18 protein-coding genes and 1 pseudogene are annotated in these 16,290 nt (G+C 62.4%); all 19 read left to right on the top strand.

Features of this window, described 5'->3' with window-relative positions; all coding sequences use genetic code 11:
• Positions 1-47: 47 nt before the first annotated feature.
• The 19 genes and pseudogenes from OKA05_RS18070 (at position 48) to OKA05_RS17980 (ending at position 15,710) form a co-directional block, all read left to right on the top strand.
• Positions 48-617 (top strand): triple tyrosine motif-containing protein, encoded by a 570-nt coding sequence (locus tag OKA05_RS18070; RefSeq protein ID WP_264488583.1) that lies wholly within the window; start codon positions 48-50, stop codon positions 615-617.
• A complete protein-coding gene (locus OKA05_RS18065; RefSeq protein WP_264488582.1) occupies positions 614-1,204 on the top strand; it encodes a delta-60 repeat domain-containing protein in 591 nt (196 codons plus the stop codon). The genes OKA05_RS18070 and OKA05_RS18065 overlap by 4 nt, the downstream gene beginning before the upstream one ends.
• A 108-nt stretch (positions 1,205-1,312) precedes the next feature.
• Positions 1,313-1,696 (top strand): delta-60 repeat domain-containing protein, encoded by a 384-nt coding sequence (locus OKA05_RS18060; protein WP_264488581.1) that lies wholly within the window; start codon positions 1,313-1,315, stop codon positions 1,694-1,696.
• Positions 1,647-2,096, top strand: coding sequence for a Calx-beta domain-containing protein (locus OKA05_RS18055; RefSeq protein WP_264488580.1), 450 nt, complete (start codon positions 1,647-1,649; stop codon positions 2,094-2,096). Before OKA05_RS18060 ends, OKA05_RS18055 begins: the two co-directional genes overlap by 50 nt.
• Positions 2,097-2,117: 21 nt before the next feature.
• A complete protein-coding gene (locus OKA05_RS18050; RefSeq protein ID WP_264488579.1) occupies positions 2,118-2,495 on the top strand; it encodes a hypothetical protein in 378 nt (125 codons plus the stop codon).
• A 411-nt stretch (positions 2,496-2,906) separates the two neighbouring features.
• Entirely contained in the window at positions 2,907-4,736 is a 1,830-nt protein-coding gene (locus tag OKA05_RS18045; RefSeq protein WP_264488578.1) for a sensor histidine kinase, read from the top strand.
• The gene (locus OKA05_RS18040) at positions 4,733-5,371 is read left to right on the top strand and encodes a response regulator transcription factor (protein ID WP_264488577.1); all 639 of its coding nucleotides are present in this window, start codon (positions 4,733-4,735) and stop codon (positions 5,369-5,371) included. The genes OKA05_RS18045 and OKA05_RS18040 overlap by 4 nt, the downstream gene beginning before the upstream one ends.
• Positions 5,372-5,419: 48 nt before the next feature.
• Positions 5,420-5,806 carry a response regulator transcription factor gene (locus OKA05_RS18035; protein WP_264488576.1) on the top strand — a complete coding sequence of 129 codons (387 nt, stop codon included), beginning with the start codon at positions 5,420-5,422 and terminating at the stop codon, positions 5,804-5,806.
• 91 nt (positions 5,807-5,897) lie between these two features.
• Positions 5,898-6,476 (top strand): lipid-binding SYLF domain-containing protein, encoded by a 579-nt coding sequence (locus tag OKA05_RS18030; RefSeq protein WP_264488575.1) that lies wholly within the window; start codon positions 5,898-5,900, stop codon positions 6,474-6,476.
• Positions 6,477-6,512: 36 nt separating this feature from the next.
• Positions 6,513-8,840, top strand: a complete 2,328-nt coding sequence (locus OKA05_RS18025) for a hypothetical protein (RefSeq protein ID WP_264488574.1) — start codon at positions 6,513-6,515, stop codon at positions 8,838-8,840.
• A gap of 47 nt (positions 8,841-8,887) precedes the next feature.
• Positions 8,888-9,145: pseudogene (locus tag OKA05_RS18020) on the top strand (sulfatase-like hydrolase/transferase); the annotation flags it as partial.
• A gap of 68 nt (positions 9,146-9,213) precedes the next feature.
• Complete coding sequence (locus tag OKA05_RS18015) at positions 9,214-9,378, top strand: hypothetical protein (RefSeq protein ID WP_264488572.1); 165 nt, start codon at positions 9,214-9,216, stop codon at positions 9,376-9,378.
• A gap of 99 nt (positions 9,379-9,477) precedes the next feature.
• Complete coding sequence (locus OKA05_RS18010) at positions 9,478-10,482, top strand: HAD family hydrolase (RefSeq protein WP_264488571.1); 1,005 nt, start codon at positions 9,478-9,480, stop codon at positions 10,480-10,482.
• Positions 10,483-10,581: 99 nt separating this feature from the next.
• Positions 10,582-11,040 carry a hypothetical protein gene (locus OKA05_RS18005; RefSeq protein WP_264488570.1) on the top strand — a complete coding sequence of 153 codons (459 nt, stop codon included), beginning with the start codon at positions 10,582-10,584 and terminating at the stop codon, positions 11,038-11,040.
• Between the two features lie 28 nt (positions 11,041-11,068).
• Complete coding sequence (locus tag OKA05_RS18000; RefSeq protein WP_264488569.1) at positions 11,069-11,587, top strand: hypothetical protein; 519 nt, start codon at positions 11,069-11,071, stop codon at positions 11,585-11,587.
• A gap of 156 nt (positions 11,588-11,743) precedes the next feature.
• The gene (locus OKA05_RS17995) at positions 11,744-12,580 is read left to right on the top strand and encodes a bestrophin-like domain (protein ID WP_264488568.1); all 837 of its coding nucleotides are present in this window, start codon (positions 11,744-11,746) and stop codon (positions 12,578-12,580) included.
• Positions 12,581-12,599: 19 nt separating this feature from the next.
• The gene (locus OKA05_RS17990; RefSeq protein ID WP_264488567.1) at positions 12,600-13,235 is read left to right on the top strand and encodes a hypothetical protein; all 636 of its coding nucleotides are present in this window, start codon (positions 12,600-12,602) and stop codon (positions 13,233-13,235) included.
• A 9-nt stretch (positions 13,236-13,244) separates the two neighbouring features.
• On the top strand, positions 13,245-14,810 hold the full coding sequence (locus OKA05_RS17985; RefSeq protein WP_264488566.1) for an esterase/lipase family protein: 1,566 nt from the start codon (positions 13,245-13,247) through the stop codon (positions 14,808-14,810).
• A 114-nt stretch (positions 14,811-14,924) separates the two neighbouring features.
• Positions 14,925-15,710, top strand: coding sequence for a hypothetical protein (locus OKA05_RS17980; RefSeq protein ID WP_264488565.1), 786 nt, complete (start codon positions 14,925-14,927; stop codon positions 15,708-15,710).
• Positions 15,711-16,290: the final 580 nt, after the last annotated feature.

The raw sequence follows: 16,290 nt of genomic DNA, 5'->3' as shown, positions 1-16,290 counted from the left end.
GTGGAGATCGATCCGAAGCGCTTCGACCGCGCGGAATCCGCCCCCCGGTGCGGATTGAAGAGATGCTGGTGGATGGCAAGTCCACACAGGGCGCAACTGTGCCGCCCGGACCGCGCGAATTGGAGATCCGCTACACGGCTTTCAACTACGCAAAGCCGAGACAACTGCGCTTCCGCCACAGGCTGGTGGAGCTGGACACGATGTGGACCGAAGCCGGGCAGCAGCGATCAGCGCGCTTTTCCCTGCTGCCACCCGGCCGCTACCGCTTCGAAGTGAGCGCAGCGAATCCGGACGGGCGATCGTCCGAGCCGGTAGCCGGTCTTCACTTCACGGTGGAGCCCTTCCTTTGGCAAACGTTGTGGTTCCAGATCGGCATGATGCTGCTGCTGGTAACCGGCGGTGGCGCTGCGGTCGCAGGCTGGGCCCGTCTTCGCGTCCGGCGTGCCCAGGAGCGTGAGCACTTGGCGCGGGCCGCGGCAGATGCCCAACAGCATCACCGCCGCCCTGACGATCAGCCGAAGCAACAATTCCACCGGCGCGGTCAGCGTGCATTGGTCCACTGCTCCCGGCACCGCCACATCTCCCGAGGACTTTCGCCACCAGCAGCGGTGATGTGACCTGGGCGGATGGCGATGGTGCCGACAAGATCATCAGCATCCCGCTGGTGGCCGACGGCTCTCCGGAAGGCTCGCAGAATTTCACCGTCACGCTTAGCGCTCCGACGGGCGGCAGCGTGATCGTGGACGCCCCTGAGGCAACCGTGAATATCGTCGATCCCGGCGCCATCGATTCGACATTCGTGGCGGATTTCATCAACGGTGATTTCACCAGAACGCTGGTGCAGCCGGATGGGAAGATCCTGATCGCGGGCGGATTCTTTGAGCTCCTCGGCGGGCGAACTCACGTGGGCATCGCCCGCATCAACAGCGCAGGAACCGTGGACACCACGTTCGGCGCTGACGGTGGCGCGGGAACCGACACCACCGTGTTTGACCTGGCCCGGCAGCCGGATGGCAAGATTCTCGTCGTCGGCAATTTCACCACGATGAACGGCACCGCCCGCAATCGGGTCGCACGGCTCAATGGGGACGGCAGCCTGGACACCGGTTTCACGGGTCCTGACTTCGCGCAAGCCAGCGGTTGGCACGTCGATTCACTGGCCCTGCAGGCGGACGGAAAGCTTCTCGCCGGCGGCAGCTACTAATTCGACGGTGGCGGCGCGAGCATCTGCCGAGTAACAACAACTGGCGAACTTGACGCGTCCTTCAACGGCCCGGTGGAAGGGGCCTCCGATGCAGTAAGCTTCAGCACCTTGTCGTCGATCGATCGCATCGCGGTGCAGCCTGACGGCAAGATCCTGATTGCGGGTGGCTTCGGAGCTTACAACGCCACTGCACGCGGTGGCTTCGCCCGGCTCACCGATACCGGCGCGCTCGACACGGACTTCCCCGCGACTTCCGACGGGGAATGCCGGACCGTGCTGATCCAGCCGGACGGCAAGATCGTGGTCGGAGGAACCTTCACGACCTTCAATGGAGCAAGTCGGCCGCGCCTTGTCCGGCTCACCCCTACCGGTGTCGTGGACAGCGGTTTCGCCGCCGCCGGTGCTCCAAGCATGGACGTGAATGCGCTAGCCATGCAAGCGGATGGCAATCTTACTCGGCACGGGCTACGGCAGCTTCCAAGGCCAGGTTGACAAACCCTTGTTCCGCATGATCAGCGGTCTTCCCGGCCTGCCCCGCACCCTGCAGCTCAGCCGCCCGACGGTGAGCACCACCGAAGGCGGGAGCCTCTCGATCAGCGTGACCCGCAGCGGCGGTTCCAGCGGTGCCCTCAGCGTGAACTACGCGACCGTCGCCGGCACCGCCGGGGTGGACGACTTCACTCCCGCCAGCGGCACCTTGTCATGGGCGGATGGCGACAGCGTGGTGAAGAACATCACCATCCCGATCACCACCGATGCGCTGGTTGAAGGCACCGAGAACTTCACTGTGAATCTCGGCCAACCGCTGCTCGGCGGCGCGATCCTCGGTAGCACGCAGGCCACCACGGTGAGCATTAGCGATCCGGGAGCCATCACCGCTTACCAGACCTAGCGTGAGCTGAAGTTCACCGCCTTGGAGCTCGAGCAAATCGGCGTCTCAGGCGACAACGCGGATCCCGACAATGACGGCATCGTCATTCTGTTGGAGTTCGCCTTCAATCTGGCACCTAAGACGGCCAGCCAAGTTGGAATGCCCGTGGGAGCCGTTCAAAACATTGGCGGGAGCAACTACCTCACGCTCACCTTCCGCCGCCAATTGGCCGCGCCTGAGCTGACCTACACCCCGCAGACCAATGGCATGCTGCCCGGATCCTGGATGGGTGACGCAGTGCTCGTCGGAACTCCAGTGAGCAACGGTGACGGCACCGAGACAGTCACCTATCGCGACAGCGTCGCGTCGATTGCCGCCACGCATCGCTTCATGCACGTGCTGGTGAGCCTCGCTCCGTAACCTCCATCGACCCAGGCGGGCGGGACCGGTCGATCTCAGACCGGTTCCCGCCCGCTTTTTGGTATCTAGGCCACTTGCGATTCTCGAGAAGGCGAGCAACTCGCCGAGGGGAAAGGGGCTCCTTTGGGCCGACTTTCGCGAAACACGACCGGCTATCTGGCAACTGAAGCGATGATGCTCGGATTCGAGCAGCTCAAGTCTCCATTCGCGCAGGCCGAGGATCGTAATTGCACTCGACGGCACTCGTAACATTCCTACGATTTCTCACCAACAGAATCCACGGCAGGACCAACCGCAGGTAAGATCTTCCGGGTCGCGGAGGGGTAGAGTATTAAGTCGTCATCTAACTGCAGCGGGCTAACCTTTGAAAGCTGTCCTCATGCCGTCCTTCAACCCAATACTCCTGCGGCGATGAGTTGGGTCACGGTTCTCTGGTCCATGATCGCGGCCTCGTGCCTCACGCTCGCGGTAGTGCATGGGCTGGTTTGGTGGTGGCGTCGGGATGCTTGGGCCAATCTGCTTTTCGCGCTGACTGCGGTGGCGACGACGTTTTTTGCGGCGGGAGAGATGTGGATGATGCATGCGATGACCCCCGAGCAGTTCGCCACGGCGGTTCGGTGGACTCATGTGCCGGTATGGGTGCTCGTCGTTTCGCTGGTCGGCTTCGTGAAGCTTTACATGAATGCCGGGCGGACATGGCTCGCTTGGACTGTCTGCTCCGGCCGGACGTTGGCGCTCATCCTCAATTTTCTGACGGGGGTGAATATGAACTATCGGGAGATCACCGCGCTGCGTCAGATCCCGTTCCTCGGCGAACCGGTTTCCGGTGCCGTGGGCATTCCCAATCCTTGGATGCTTGTAGGGCAGGTGACTTCGCTGGCTCTTGTCGTCTTTGTCGCGGATGCTGGCCTGACGGTTTGGAGGCGGGGAGAACGCCGCAAGGCACTGTTGGTTGGCGGGAGCATCGTGTGCTTTGTGTTGGCAGGCCAGATCCACTCGATGCTCGTGTTCTGGGGGATCATACAAGGGCCGATATTGGTGTGCGTGTTTTACATGGGAATTGTCGCCGCGATGGCGTTTGAACTGAGCCGGGATGTCTTGCGGGCAGCCCGGATTTCGGATGAGTTGCGCGAGAGCGAACAGCGCATGAGCTTGGCGGTTGAGGCGGCGAATCTCGGACTTTGGGTATGGGAGCTGGCCCGCGACCAGATTTGGGCTACGCCGCGCTGCCGCGCGATTCTTGGATTTACTCCTGAGGAGCGCATCACCTTCCCGGAACTCCTGGCGCGCGTAACCGCGGATGAACGGGTGGCCACCGAACGCGGCGTGCGGATGGCGATGGAGCGATGCGAGCCCTACGAAGGTGAATTCCGTCTCGCCGACCGTGCGGAGGGCGAGCGCTGGATTACCGCTGTGGGAAGAGTGGAATGCGGGAGTGCTGGGGCAGCGATCCGCATGCACGGCGTGATCCGGGAGATCACGGAACGCCGGCGCTCGCAGCAGGAAGCCGCGCGGCTGCGCCAGGAAATCGCGCACGCGGGTCGCGTGTCGATGATGGGCCAACTCGCGTCAGCATTGGCACATGAGATCAACCAACCGCTGGGAGCGATCCTGCGAAATGCAGAAGCCGCCGAACTCTTTTTGAAGAATCCTTCGCCCGACCTCGAGGAGATCCGCGCCATTCTAGCCGATATCCGGATGGACGATCAGCGCGCCGGGGCGGTGATCGACCGCATGCGTGGTCTCCTCAAGCGCCATGCACTCAAAACACAGGCCTTGGAGCTGTCGGAGCTTGTAGGTGAGGTTGTGCGACTCACCCGGGTGGACGCTGCGGCAAGGCATGTGAAACTTGAAGTCGAAATGCCGGAGGGTCTGCCTGCCGTTCGTGGGGACCGGGTACATGTACAACAGGTTCTACTGAATTTGATTCTCAACGGGATGGACGCTCTTAACGGAGCCCTCCCGCCCGGACGGTGTTTGACGGTACGCGCCCAGGCTCGTGAAAAACGGATGGTCGAAATCGCGGTGAGCGACTGCGGACACGGGATTCCCGTGGACCAGCTTCCGCATGTCTTCGACCCGTTCTTCACTACCAAGGAGAAAGGAATGGGCGTGGGACTGCCCATCTCGCGCACCATCATCGAAGGTCACGGCGGTGAACTGTGGGCAGAGAATAATGATGGCGGCGGAGCCACATTCCGGTTCACGCTGCCGATGGCGGTGAACCCTGCTGAATCATGACTTCGACGGAATCGACAGTCCACGTCGTCGATGACGACGCGTCCTTTCTCAGGGCCACAGCCCGGCTGCTGAGAGCGAGCGGGTTTACCGTGAAAACGTTCGCGGCGGCGGCGGATTTCCTGGCGGCTCATGGTGAAGAGTCGGCCGGCTGCGTGGTGGCGGATCTGCACATGCCCGAGATGAACGGCCTCGGTCTTCAAGCCGAACTGGCACGGAGGGGCAACCCGCTGCCGGTCTTGTTCCTTTCCGGGGCGGGCGATATTCCTTCAACGGTGCGCGCGATGCGCGAGGGCGCGGAAGATTTCCTGGAGAAGCGCGCGGAGAAGGAAGAGTTGGTGGAAGCGGTGAAGCGTGCCCTTTCCCGAGATGCCCTGGAACGCAACCACCGCTGCCGGAAGCGAGCGCTGCGAGCGCGCTTCGCCACGCTCAGCGGAAGGGAAATGGAAGTGCTCGGCCATGTGGTGAGAGGACAGCTCAACAAGCAAATCGCCGATCGACTCGGCATTCACGAACGGACGGTGAAATTGCATCGCACGGCGATCACGACCAAGCTCGGCGTGCCGTCAGTCGCGGAATTGACCCTGTTGGCACAGGAGGCGGAGGCGTTTCCCGTTTCGCCCCAAACCTTCCCCTAAGGGCAGTAGCGGGGATATTTTCGGGTCGCTAGGGTCGCTGCTGCCCTGATGACCCGTAACCCCATTATCTATGTTGCCGTCGTGGATGATGACGAGAACCTCTGCCGATCCTTTGCGAGGCTTCTTCGGGCAACCGGCATCCAGCCGATCACGTACTTATCGGCGGAAGATTTTCTCGGGGATACCAAGCATCCGCAATTCGACTGCCTGATACTGGACGTCCAACTCGGCGGCATGTCCGGTATCGAGTTGCAGCGACAGCTAGTGGAGTCGGGAGAGACCACCCCGGTGATCTTCATCACCGCGTACGACTGTCCGCTCACGCGTGCCGAGGCCGAAGCAGCCGGTTGCCGGGCTTACTTCCAGAAGAGCGACTCTGGAGAGAAGGTGCTTGAGGCCATACGCGGGTTGATCGGGAGGCCCTCGGCCCCATGACCCGGGCTTTCGGAAAGAGATCGATGTTATTCAGTTAGAAACCGCTAGCCCACCGGATGCGTGGGGAACTTATAAACCAGACAAACGACAGATGAAACTTACACTCCGCCTCCTTCTCACCGCCGCCGGCCTCAGCTTCGCCTGTCTCGGACTGACCCAATGCGCCACCGGCCCGACCACCGCGAATGCCAGTGCCTCCACCATCTCCTCGGAGTCTCGCGCGGCCCTGCGAGATCTTTACCGCCAAAACCCGAAGGCCCGAAGCCTCGGTGCGCGTGCCAAGGGCGTTCTGGTTTTCCCGAACGTCACCAAGGGCGGCTTCATGCTCGGCGGCATGGGCGGCAATGGCGCACTCGTCCGCAGCGATGGAAGCATCAGCGATTACTATCAGACCGGCGGCATTTCCTATGGCCTCCAGGCCGGGGTGCAGAAGTACAGCTACGCGCTCTTTCTCATGGACCGCGAAGCCTTCGATAACATCAACCGCGCGGACGGGTGGGAAGTCGGCAGCAGCCCGACCCTCGTCATCGTGGACGAAGGCAAGTCCGCCTCGCTGTCCACCACCACCATCGACTCCGGCACCTACGCCTTCTTCTTCCACCAGCGCGGCCTGATGGGCGGCCTCGGACTCCAAGGCTCCAAGATCACCCGCATCCAGCCCGGCCGCTGATCCTGCAATGCCGGTTCCCGGCACACCTGAAACATCATGAAACGAATCCATGCGATCGCGGCCGCCGCGACGCTCAGCCTTTCCGCCCCTTGGGCGACCGCCGCCGGGGACGATGTCCTCGACTCGGATGCTTGGCCCCGCACTTACAAGATTGGCGGGGCCGAAGTCGCCATCTACATGCCGCAAATCCTTGAATGGGCGGAGTATCGTCACCTCAAGGCCAACGCGGCCATCGCGGTGAAGCTCGAGGGAACTGCCGACGCTACCTTTGGTGCGGCCACGATCGACGCCGAAACCGTCACCGATTTCGAATTGCGCAGTGTCCGCCTCGGCACGCGCACGGTGAGCGGCTTCCGCTTTCCCGAACTCGATGCCGCCGCTGCGGCCAAGGCCGAGGAACTCGTCCGCTCCGTACTCAAGCCCGACAGTCCGCTGGAGCTGCCGCTGGATTCGGTGACTGCCGCCGTTGACCGGGCCGATGCCGCCACCGGCGAAACCGGGGTGAGCTTCGAGCCGCCGCCGATCTTCCACAGTGAGTCGCCCGCAGTGCTCGTCGTCTTCATCGGCGAGCCGAAATTGCAGCCGGTCAAAGCGGATGATCCTTCGTTGATGTTCGCCGTGAACACGAACTGGGACATCCTTTTCGACGGAAGCAGCTACTACCTGCTGGATGGCAACCAGTGGCTCACCACCAAGGACCTGCTCAAGGGCCCATGGACCGCCGCCACCGCGGTGCCGGCTTCCTTCAAAAACCTTCCCGACGACGGCAACTGGTCCGAGGTGAAGGCCAAGCTTTTCATCCTCCCCGGAGCGGGCGCCGCGACTACGGTATTCGTCTCCAACCGGCCGGCCGAGATCATCCTGACCGAGGGACCACCCCAGCTCGCCCCGATTTCCGGCACCTCGCTGATGTATGTCGCCAACACCGCCAGCGACGTGTTCCTGGAGCCTTCGGCGAAGACCTACTACTTCCTCACCGCGGGCCGCTGGTTCGCCGCTCCGTCCTTGCAAGGACCGTGGACCGCGGCTAGCGATGCACTGCCGGAGGAGTTCCAAAAGATCCCCTCGGACCATCCCAAGGCCAGTGTCCTGGCGTCGGTGAAAGGCAGCCCCGAGGCCGACGAAGCCGTCATCCTGGCCTCCATCCCGCAGACCGCCACGGTGGACCGGGCCACCACTACCATCAAGGTGTCCTACGAGGGCGAGCCGCAGTTCAAACCCGTCCCCGGCACCGAAGGCGTCGAGTTCGCGATCAACACCAGCTACGACGTCTTCCTCGTCGCCAAGAAATACTACTGCTGCTATCAGGGCGTCTGGTTCGAGGCTCCTGGCGCCACCGGCGCCTGGGTCGTTTGCGACAAGGTGCCCGGTCCGATCTATACGATCCCGCCGGAAAGCCCAAAGCACAACGTCACCTACGTCAGCGTCTACGAATCCACTCCGACGACCGTTCAGGTCGGCACCACGGCCGGCTACTCCGGCTCCTATGTGGCGAACGGGCTCGTCGTCTTCGGCCTCGGCATGTGGCTTGGTCATGAGATGGCGGAGAACAACTACTGGCACGGCCACTATTACCCGAATCCTTGCTGGTATGGCTATGGTTGTGGTGCCGCCTATCACCCCGGCACCGGCTACTACCGTAAAGGCGCGTATTGCTACGGCCCCTACGGCGGAGCCGGCTACGGCGCGTCCTACAATCCTGCCACCGGAGTTTACAAGCGTGGTGCCTATGCCTATGGCCCGAACGGTGCCGTAGGAGCCAAGGCCGCTTACAACCCGTGGACGAATACCGCTGCGGGCCGTGTCGGCGCGACCACGCCCTATGGTTCCTGGGGCCGCTCGGCCGTCGTCCGCGATGACGAATGGGCCCGCGCCGGCCATCGCTCGAATGCCTACGGCACCGTCGCCGGCGTCCAGACCTCGAAGGGCGGTGCGGCGGTCGGAGTCGATCGCAAATACGGCTCGGACGCCATGGTCGGGAAGACCGCCAGCGGCGACGTCTATGTCGGCAAGGACGGCAACATGTACAAGAAGGATTCCAGCGGCGGCGGCTGGCAAAAGCGCGAAAACGGCGGTTGGCAGAACGCACCGAACACACCCGTGGCCACGCCCTACGGATCGAAATCCGGAGCCCAATCCCGGCCCGCCCAGCCCACGACAAGGCCCGCTCAGCCGACCACCCGCCCGAACCAACCGACCACCAAGCCCGCCCAACCGACGACGCGGCCGACCCCGTCAGGTGCAACCCGCGGCGGCTACTCGAACCGCCAATCCACTCCCTCTCAGCTCAACCGCGACTCTTACTCCCGCGAGCGTTCCGGTGGTGGAGGCGGCGCATCCCGCGAACGTTCGGGTCGACGCTGATGAACGACCGGACCCGCAACACACCAACCTCAGAATTCTCCCTCACCATGAAATCGCCATACACTGTTAGAACCCTCTCGCTTGCTCTCGGGCTCGCGCTCGCCGGGTCTGCCGCGCAAGCGCAGCAGAAGAAGCCCAACATCATCATGATCATGGGCGACGACGTCGGCACTTGGAACATCAGTGCCTTTCACCGCGGCATGATGGGTGGCAGCACGCCAAACATCGATCGCATTGCCAGAGAAGGCATGCTCTTCACGGACTCCTACGCCCAGCAGTTCTGCACCGCAGGGCGCGCGGCGTTCAAGAGACGACGGTCCCGATCCTGACCAATCTCCGGCAGGATCCGTGGGAACGCTACCAGAAGGAGTCGATGCTCTACGGCAGATGGTGGGGTGAGAAGACTTGGACGCTGACGCCATCGATCGCGGTGGTCGGCCAGTTCCTGCAGTCGTTCAAGGAGTTCCCGGCCAGCCAGAAGAGCGCCTCGTTCAGTGTCGAGCAGGCCCTACAATCGCTGCAATCGGTGAAGCAATAAGTCGAACCTGATTCGATCGTGAAACGCGCGGGCTGTCTCGGAAGGGGCGGCCCGCGAATTCACCAGCGAACCAGAAATTCCGATCAAATTACGAAGACCATGAAGTCCATCCGTACACAATTCCTCCTCGCCGTCGCGTTGGTCGGCACGCTGGCTTTCACCACGCCCATCACGCACGCCGAGGACGGGCTCCCGTCGTGGAATGATGGCAAGGCCAAACAGTCGATCGTCGCCTTTGTCGAGAAGGTGACCAAGGAAGGCTCGCCCGATTTCGTGACACCTGCCGAGCGTATCGCCACCTTCGACAACGACGGCACGCTGTGGGCCGAGCAGCCGATGTATTTCCAGATCCTCTTCGCGCTCGACCGCGTGAAGGTGCTCGCACCGCAGCACCCGGAGTGGAAAGACAAGGAACCCTTCGCGTCGTTGCTAAAGGGTGACCTCAAGGGGGCATTGGCCGGCGGCGAGAAGGCGTTGATGGAGATCGTGGGCGTCACCCATTCGGGCCTCACGACCGAGGAGTTCGAGAAGATCGTGAAGGATTGGATCGCCACCGCGAAGAATCCCGCCACCAAGCGACCGCTCACGGAGATGGTCTATCAGCCAATGCTGGAACTGCTCGCCTACCTCCGCGCGAACGACTTCAAGACCTTCATCGTTTCCGGCGGTGGAGTCGAGTTCATGCGCGTCTTCGCCGAGCAGGTCTATGGCATCCCGCCCGAGCAGGTCATCGGCAGCAGCGGCAAGCTGAAGTTCGAATTGCGCGACGGAAAGCCGGTGCTCATCAAGCTGCCGGCGATCGACTTCATCGACGACAAGGACGGCAAGCCCGTCGGCATCCAGCAGCACATCGGGCGTCGGCCGATCGCCGCCTTCGGCAACTCGGATGGCGACCTGCAAATGCTCCAGTGGACCGCCGCCGGCCCGGGCGCGCGATTCTGCCTCTACGTCCATCACACCGACGCCGAACGGGAGTTCGCCTACGATCGCAAGTCGCACATCGGGACGCTCGACAAGGGCCTCGACGAAGCCGCCGCCAAAGGTTGGACCGTGGCCAGCATGAAGGACGACTGGAAGACCATCTTCCCGCCTGCGGGCAAATGAATTTTGCGAGGACGCCTGTGAAACCGCTTTCAAATCATTCCCTAACGCCACCCGGCCGGCGCAAACCGATCACGGCCGGGACAATACGATCCAAAGGAAATGAACCCACCGGACAACAGACCATGGATTGTCGCCCTGTGGCGGGGGATGTTGCTGGCGCTCGAAATTTCCGGTGCCGGCATCATCCTGTTGTGGGGGGTTCCGTTCTACCGGGAATTGCTCGCGGGCAATTTCAACCAGATCGAGCCTCGCGTCCGATGGTGGGCGACGATCGCCATCGTTCTGATCCAGACCGGTTACTGGCTTCGCTATCGGCACCAGGCGTCGCCTGTTCTTCGACGGCGCGTCATCGCCGGCCATCTCTCGATGTTCCTGGCACGCCTCAACTTCATTTTCACGGGCGGTGTCTTCTCCGCCATCTTCTTCGTCCGTTACGATCAAGTGATCTTCTCTGCAGGCGGAGCAGGTCTCCTCTTCGGCATCCTGTTTTCGATGTTCTGCGTGACGCTGGACTTCGAACGCAGCGGCGCAGCGCTTCTGAAAGGGAAAGAGCCATAAAACCTGATCCCGGGACTCCAACTTTCCAATGAGCACCCTGGCCCAGAAACTGAAACACGAGCTGCATGAGTTGATCCCGGTCACCTTGTTCTTCTTCGTCGCCTTCCAATTGCTCGCCCTCACCGACGCGCTCATCCTGAAGCAGTACGGCATTCCCGTTGCCGTCTTCATGAGCGCGACCATCGGTGCGCTGGTTGCTGCCAAGGTGGTGGTGATCACCGACCACTTCGCGCTGCTGAACCAGTTCCCGACGAAACCCCTGATCTACAATGTCGTCTGGAAGACCCTCATCTACTTCGCCGGCTGGCTGCTGATCCGCTATGCCGAGCACCTCATCCATTTCTGGCGTGAGACCGGCAGTTTCGCGGGAGCGAACCGGCGGCTGTTGGACGAAATCATCTGGCCACACTTCTGGGGCGTGCAGCTTTGGATGCTTGTCCTGTTGCTGGTCTTCTGCGCCTTCCGCGAGCTGGTCCGGGCCGTCGGCCGGGAACGGGTCGTGGCCATGTTCTTCCGCCCACCTCACCAGCCCGGGCCGCGCGACTGAGCGGCCTCCATCTTCCTTTCCACTAGATCCACCGTACCATGAAACACGGAACCGCACTCCACCTCCTCGGCAGCTCGCCGAACTGCGCAACCGCGTCGTCCAGCGCCTGGGGCCTGGTGACGCTGAAGCCTTGGTGACCAAATTCCGGATTCCCTAATGTCTGCGCCCCTCTCAGCACTGCCACCCCTCGCCACGAGCGTAGTCCACGGCTGGCCGTCTCTTGTCGTGCTGCTCGCGGTGTTCGCGACGATGCTGCTGGCGGGTGAGCTGGGTTTTCTCGCGGGACGAAAGCAGGCGCCGAGCGATGGCGGGCGCGGGCATTTCGTCGCCGTGCAGGCGTCGTTGCTGGGCCTGCTGGCGCTCCTGCTCGGTTTCTCGCTGAACATGGCCGACCAGCGCTTCGAGGCGCGGCGCGCTTCGATGATGGATGACAACATCACGCTCGCCGCGCTGAACCTGCGCTCGGATTTCCTGCCGGATCCGGCACGCCGGGAATTCAAGGCCCTGCTGCGGGACTACATCGACGTCCACCTCGATGCGACCTCACCGAAGGCCGCGTCTTCGGATGCCGAGTTTTCCGCCCGCGCCGAGCGATCGGAGGAACTCCACTCGCGGATGCGCCGGCTGGTGAGGCAGGGCGTGCAAAGCGACCCTCAGGTGAAGGGAGCGGCGGAAATGATCGGCCCCCTGAGTGACACGCTTGCGATTCATCGGCGCTGGGTCACTGCGATGGAGACCAACGTGCCGCAGCCGATCCTGGTGCTGCTTTTCGCCACCGCGGTGGCGGCCGCGGGAGTGGTCGGCTACTCCGGCGGACTGTCCCAGCACCGGGGAAAAGCCCAGAGCGTGCTGCTCGCCGTCTTTGTCAGCGGCATCATCTTCGTCATCCACGAACTTGATACTCCGCTGGCTGGCGTCTCGCAGTCGGGCCAGCGTCCGCTGATTCATCTCAAGGCATTGATCGAGGCCGAGGAGACGGCCACTCCACGATAGCGAATCGACCCACTACCCCATGGACGAAGCACCCCTAGAAACCCCGAAGTGGCCATGGTTCGAGCCTTCGTGTGCCATCCTGATGGCCGTCGCCTCGGTCGCCACGGCCTGGTGCTCGTATCAAAGCTCGTGCTGGAGCGGGGAAAGCGGCGGCCTCGAAGCGCACGCCGACAAATTGCAACGCCAGGCCATCGCCCAGCATCACGAAGCACGACAGATCGAAGCGATCCAAATGCGCCTCGTCATGGAAGTGATCGACGCGCGGATGGAGGGCAACGAGAAGCTCGCGAGCTACTATGCGGACCGTTTCACGGATGAACTCAAGCCTGCCTACGAGAAGTGGATCGCGCTCAACCCGCTCGAAGACCGGACGGCACCGCCGCATCCCTTCGTGCCGGGCTTTTACACGCCGCGTTTCGAGCAGGAGATCCGCGACGCGCAGGCCGGAGCCGTGAAAGCCGAGGCGGAGGCCGGTGTCGCGGGGCATGTCGCCAGCAGTTACCTCGGTAATACCGTCAGCCTCGCCACCGTCATTCTGTTCGCCGCCACGGCGGAAAAATTCAACCAGCCCCGGGTGCGGGGTTGGTCGCTCGCTTTCGCCATCTGCCTTTTTCTTTTCGCCGCCGTTCGCACGGCCCTTCTGCCCATCATCTAACCGGGAAGTATGAAACTTTACCTCGCCCTCATCGCCACGATGGCCCTCGCCGGCTGCGCGGAATACGTCACCATCAAGGAAATCGAGCCCCGGCGCGCGGGCTTCGACACCAAGCCCGCGCAGCCGCAGGCTGCGCTCGACCGCTACCTCGGCGCGGCGGAGAACGCGTGGCGGAAGCTCGATCAGAATCCCGCCGACACCGAGGCCCGCCGCGACTACAACTTCGCCGTCGCCCGCGTCTGCGGCACCTTGCGCGATGAGAAGTTGACGCCATGGACCGCCCCGGTCCGCGCTGGCTCCCGCACCCTTTCCTGCAAGCGGGACACCCGCGAGGACTGGAATCCGGCCCGCTACGAAATCATTCCCGCCGACGAACTTGAGCTTCGCGGCAAGTACATCGACGAGCGCGAGATTAAGGACGGCATCGGCGCGCCGCTTGTCGCGAAAGGTTCCGCCGAACAGGCCCGCGACTACGCGCCGACGCCCCACTTCTTCCACAGCGCCACGGCGATCATCCGCTTCGAAGGATCGCGCGCCGTGATCGCCTTCGAGGATCCCTTGGAACAGGAAACGGTCCACGTCGGACGACACACCTACCCGCTCGCCGCGGACTTCACCGCGCCGCTCGCGATGATGCTGGAAGAAATGCACCCGAAGGATCTCGAGCTGCCGCGCCTGCTGCATCCCGACAAGTTCGCCGCCACGACGCGCGTCGCCCGGCTGGAGACTTTCGACCCTAACAAGACGGTCATTCTTTTCGTCCACGGCCTGATGGACTCGCCCGGCACCTGGTTCCCGCTGATGAATCACCTGCGCGCCGACCCGGAGGTGCGGAAGAACTACCAGTTCTGGTTTTTCAGCTATCCGAGCGGCTACCCCTATCCCTACTCCGCCGCCATCCTGCGCCGCGAGCTGGACCACGCGGAACAGCGCTACCCGATGAACCAGAAGATGGTCGTCATCGGCCACAGCATGGGCGGCTGCATCAGCCGCCTGCTCGTCACCGACAGCAAGATGAAAATCTGGGACGCGATGTTCACGGTGCGCCCGGAAAAAATGGACATCACGCCGGAGCACAAACACATCCTGACCGACTCCACCATCTTCGAACACCGCCCGGAGATCGGCCGCGCCATCTTCATCTCCGCGCCGCACCACGGGGCCGACCTTGCGATCAGTTGGGTCGGCCGGCTCGGCACCAAGCTGGTGAAGCTTCCCGCCGAGCTGCTCAGCACGGGACTTGAGGAAAAGAAATACGAGAAGCACGCCGCCGGAGGCCTGCACCTCGACCGCTTTCCCGACAGCGTCGATACCCTCGCGCCGAACAACGACTTCGTCCTCGCGCTGAAGCCGATCCCGATCTATCCGGGCATCCCGTTTCACACCATCCTGGGTGACCGCGGCAAAGGGGATTCTCCGACTTCGAGCGACGGCTTCGTGCCTTACTGGAGCAGCAGCCTAAAAGGCGCCCGCTCGCAGAAAATCGTCCCCTCCAACCACAGCGCGCACCAGAACGACGAGGCCATCGTCGAAGTGAAGCGAATCCTCCGGGAGCATCAGAAAGAAGCGCGATGAAGCTCCTTTTCGGCCGAAATCGTTCCCAGAGCATGGCCATGCCGTAACCTCCGTTTCCGGCTTCCCCATGCCATTACCCCTCATTTGCTGAAAATCCGAAAACAAGCCTACCCCATGACCTCACGAATCGTCCTCACATACGCCATCGTCGCCTTCGCAACCAACAGCCTGTCGCACGCAGGCGAGCCTGTCGCCCCGTATGCGGCAATCACGCCCTCTCCCAAGTCGTCGGGCTGGGAATTCTCGGGTGCCATCTACGCCCCGTTGATGGGGCTTGAGGGCGACATCGGCGTCGCCGGGCTTACCACGGAAGTTGATCTTTCCTTCGGCGACATTCTCAAGGAACTCGACGGTGGAGCGACGGCAGCCTTCGAGGCAAGGTATGATCGCTGGTCGATCACCGGCGACTTCATTTGGCTCAAACTGTCCGGATCAGCCCAAGCGGTTGCCTCCTCTTACATCGGCCTCAAGCAGGAGCAGATCCTCGCCTCCCTCACCCTGGGCTATGAGATCTACGGCAGTGAGAGCACCACCATCGACCTCCTTGCTGGAGGCGCACTTAACAGCATGGACGTGGATCTCCAGCTATTCACCCCGAACCTCCCGGTCACCATCCGCGGAGCCTCCGGTTCCGAGGAGTGGATTGATCCCTTCGTCGGCCTGCGAATCCGCCACCAGCTATCGGATCGCTGGAGCCTCTGGGTGCGCGGCGACTACGGCGGCTTCGAGGTCTCCTCCGACGAATACTGGCAGGTGATCGCCGGCATCTCCTATCGCCTGAGTGAGCACACCTCCCTCGCGATGGCGTACCGCATCATGTCCGTGGACTACCATCAGGCCGGATTCGACTACGACACCAAGATGGAGGGCCCGAATCTCGGCCTGATCTTTCAGTTTTGACTTTTCCCTCGAAAAGCATCGCCTGGCATATGACTGCATCTACCGGGCGGTCTACCTTTGGAAAGCGCAACGCAATCGCTTCAACCGCCTGCGAGGTCCTGCAGCTTAAATTCAAGGACGAGGTTCGCCGCCTGATCCGAGCACCGAGCCGGATGACGTCCCGCCCTCATCGCCTTGCGGCGCGCTTTTCCTTCCCCAATTTTTGGCCTCGATCGCACTTCCTATTCGGAAAGCGTCGCCAATTTGTTGGGCACGCAACCTTTGTCGAACCACCGATCTTTCTATCAGCTTGGCCGACGGCTTGAATAATAGGCATCATAGGGTCAAAGGTCAGCTGCGCAAACCGGCATCGCTCGAGCGGGAGACCGCTATTGTGCCGCCTCGGATTGCGGCCGGGAAAAAGCACGGATCCAAGGAGCTGCGTACCAAAACTACGCGGCAGATTGCCTCGGTTTTCCCTGACCCCCCTCGCGGGGATTTGTTCTAGATGAACTCTCATAAAAACCCATACCGATGACCATTGATGCGATGCGGGCGAGGCGCATCGAGGCTATCAACGAGAACAAACTGCCTCAGGCCC

The organism is Luteolibacter arcticus (genome assembly GCF_025950235.1).
GTDB lineage: Bacteria > Verrucomicrobiota > Verrucomicrobiia > Verrucomicrobiales > Akkermansiaceae > Haloferula > Haloferula arctica.
The sequence above is the reverse complement of the archived record's forward strand: the minus strand, read 5'-3'. Positions and strand labels throughout refer to the sequence as shown.

What these genes read in the sequence shown, in the direction of transcription:
- OKA05_RS18055 (WP_264488580.1), top strand. Translation starts at nt 1,647, where the DNA reads ATGGCAATCTTACTCGGCACGGGCTACGGCAGCTTCCAAGGCCAGGTT.
- OKA05_RS18045 (WP_264488578.1), top strand. Translation starts at nt 2,907, where the DNA reads ATGAGTTGGGTCACGGTTCTCTGGTCCATGATCGCGGCCTCGTGCCTC.
- OKA05_RS18040 (WP_264488577.1), top strand. Translation starts at nt 4,733, where the DNA reads ATGACTTCGACGGAATCGACAGTCCACGTCGTCGATGACGACGCGTCC.
- OKA05_RS18035 (WP_264488576.1), top strand. Translation starts at nt 5,420, where the DNA reads ATGACCCGTAACCCCATTATCTATGTTGCCGTCGTGGATGATGACGAG.
- OKA05_RS18030 (WP_264488575.1), top strand. Translation starts at nt 5,898, where the DNA reads ATGAAACTTACACTCCGCCTCCTTCTCACCGCCGCCGGCCTCAGCTTC.
- OKA05_RS18025 (WP_264488574.1), top strand. Translation starts at nt 6,513, where the DNA reads ATGAAACGAATCCATGCGATCGCGGCCGCCGCGACGCTCAGCCTTTCC.
- OKA05_RS18015 (WP_264488572.1), top strand. Translation starts at nt 9,214, where the DNA reads ATGCTCTACGGCAGATGGTGGGGTGAGAAGACTTGGACGCTGACGCCA.
- OKA05_RS18010 (WP_264488571.1), top strand. Translation starts at nt 9,478, where the DNA reads ATGAAGTCCATCCGTACACAATTCCTCCTCGCCGTCGCGTTGGTCGGC.
- OKA05_RS18005 (WP_264488570.1), top strand. Translation starts at nt 10,582, where the DNA reads ATGAACCCACCGGACAACAGACCATGGATTGTCGCCCTGTGGCGGGGG.
- OKA05_RS18000 (WP_264488569.1), top strand. Translation starts at nt 11,069, where the DNA reads ATGAGCACCCTGGCCCAGAAACTGAAACACGAGCTGCATGAGTTGATC.
- OKA05_RS17995 (WP_264488568.1), top strand. Translation starts at nt 11,744, where the DNA reads ATGTCTGCGCCCCTCTCAGCACTGCCACCCCTCGCCACGAGCGTAGTC.
- OKA05_RS17990 (WP_264488567.1), top strand. Translation starts at nt 12,600, where the DNA reads ATGGACGAAGCACCCCTAGAAACCCCGAAGTGGCCATGGTTCGAGCCT.
- OKA05_RS17985 (WP_264488566.1), top strand. Translation starts at nt 13,245, where the DNA reads ATGAAACTTTACCTCGCCCTCATCGCCACGATGGCCCTCGCCGGCTGC.
- OKA05_RS17980 (WP_264488565.1), top strand. Translation starts at nt 14,925, where the DNA reads ATGACCTCACGAATCGTCCTCACATACGCCATCGTCGCCTTCGCAACC.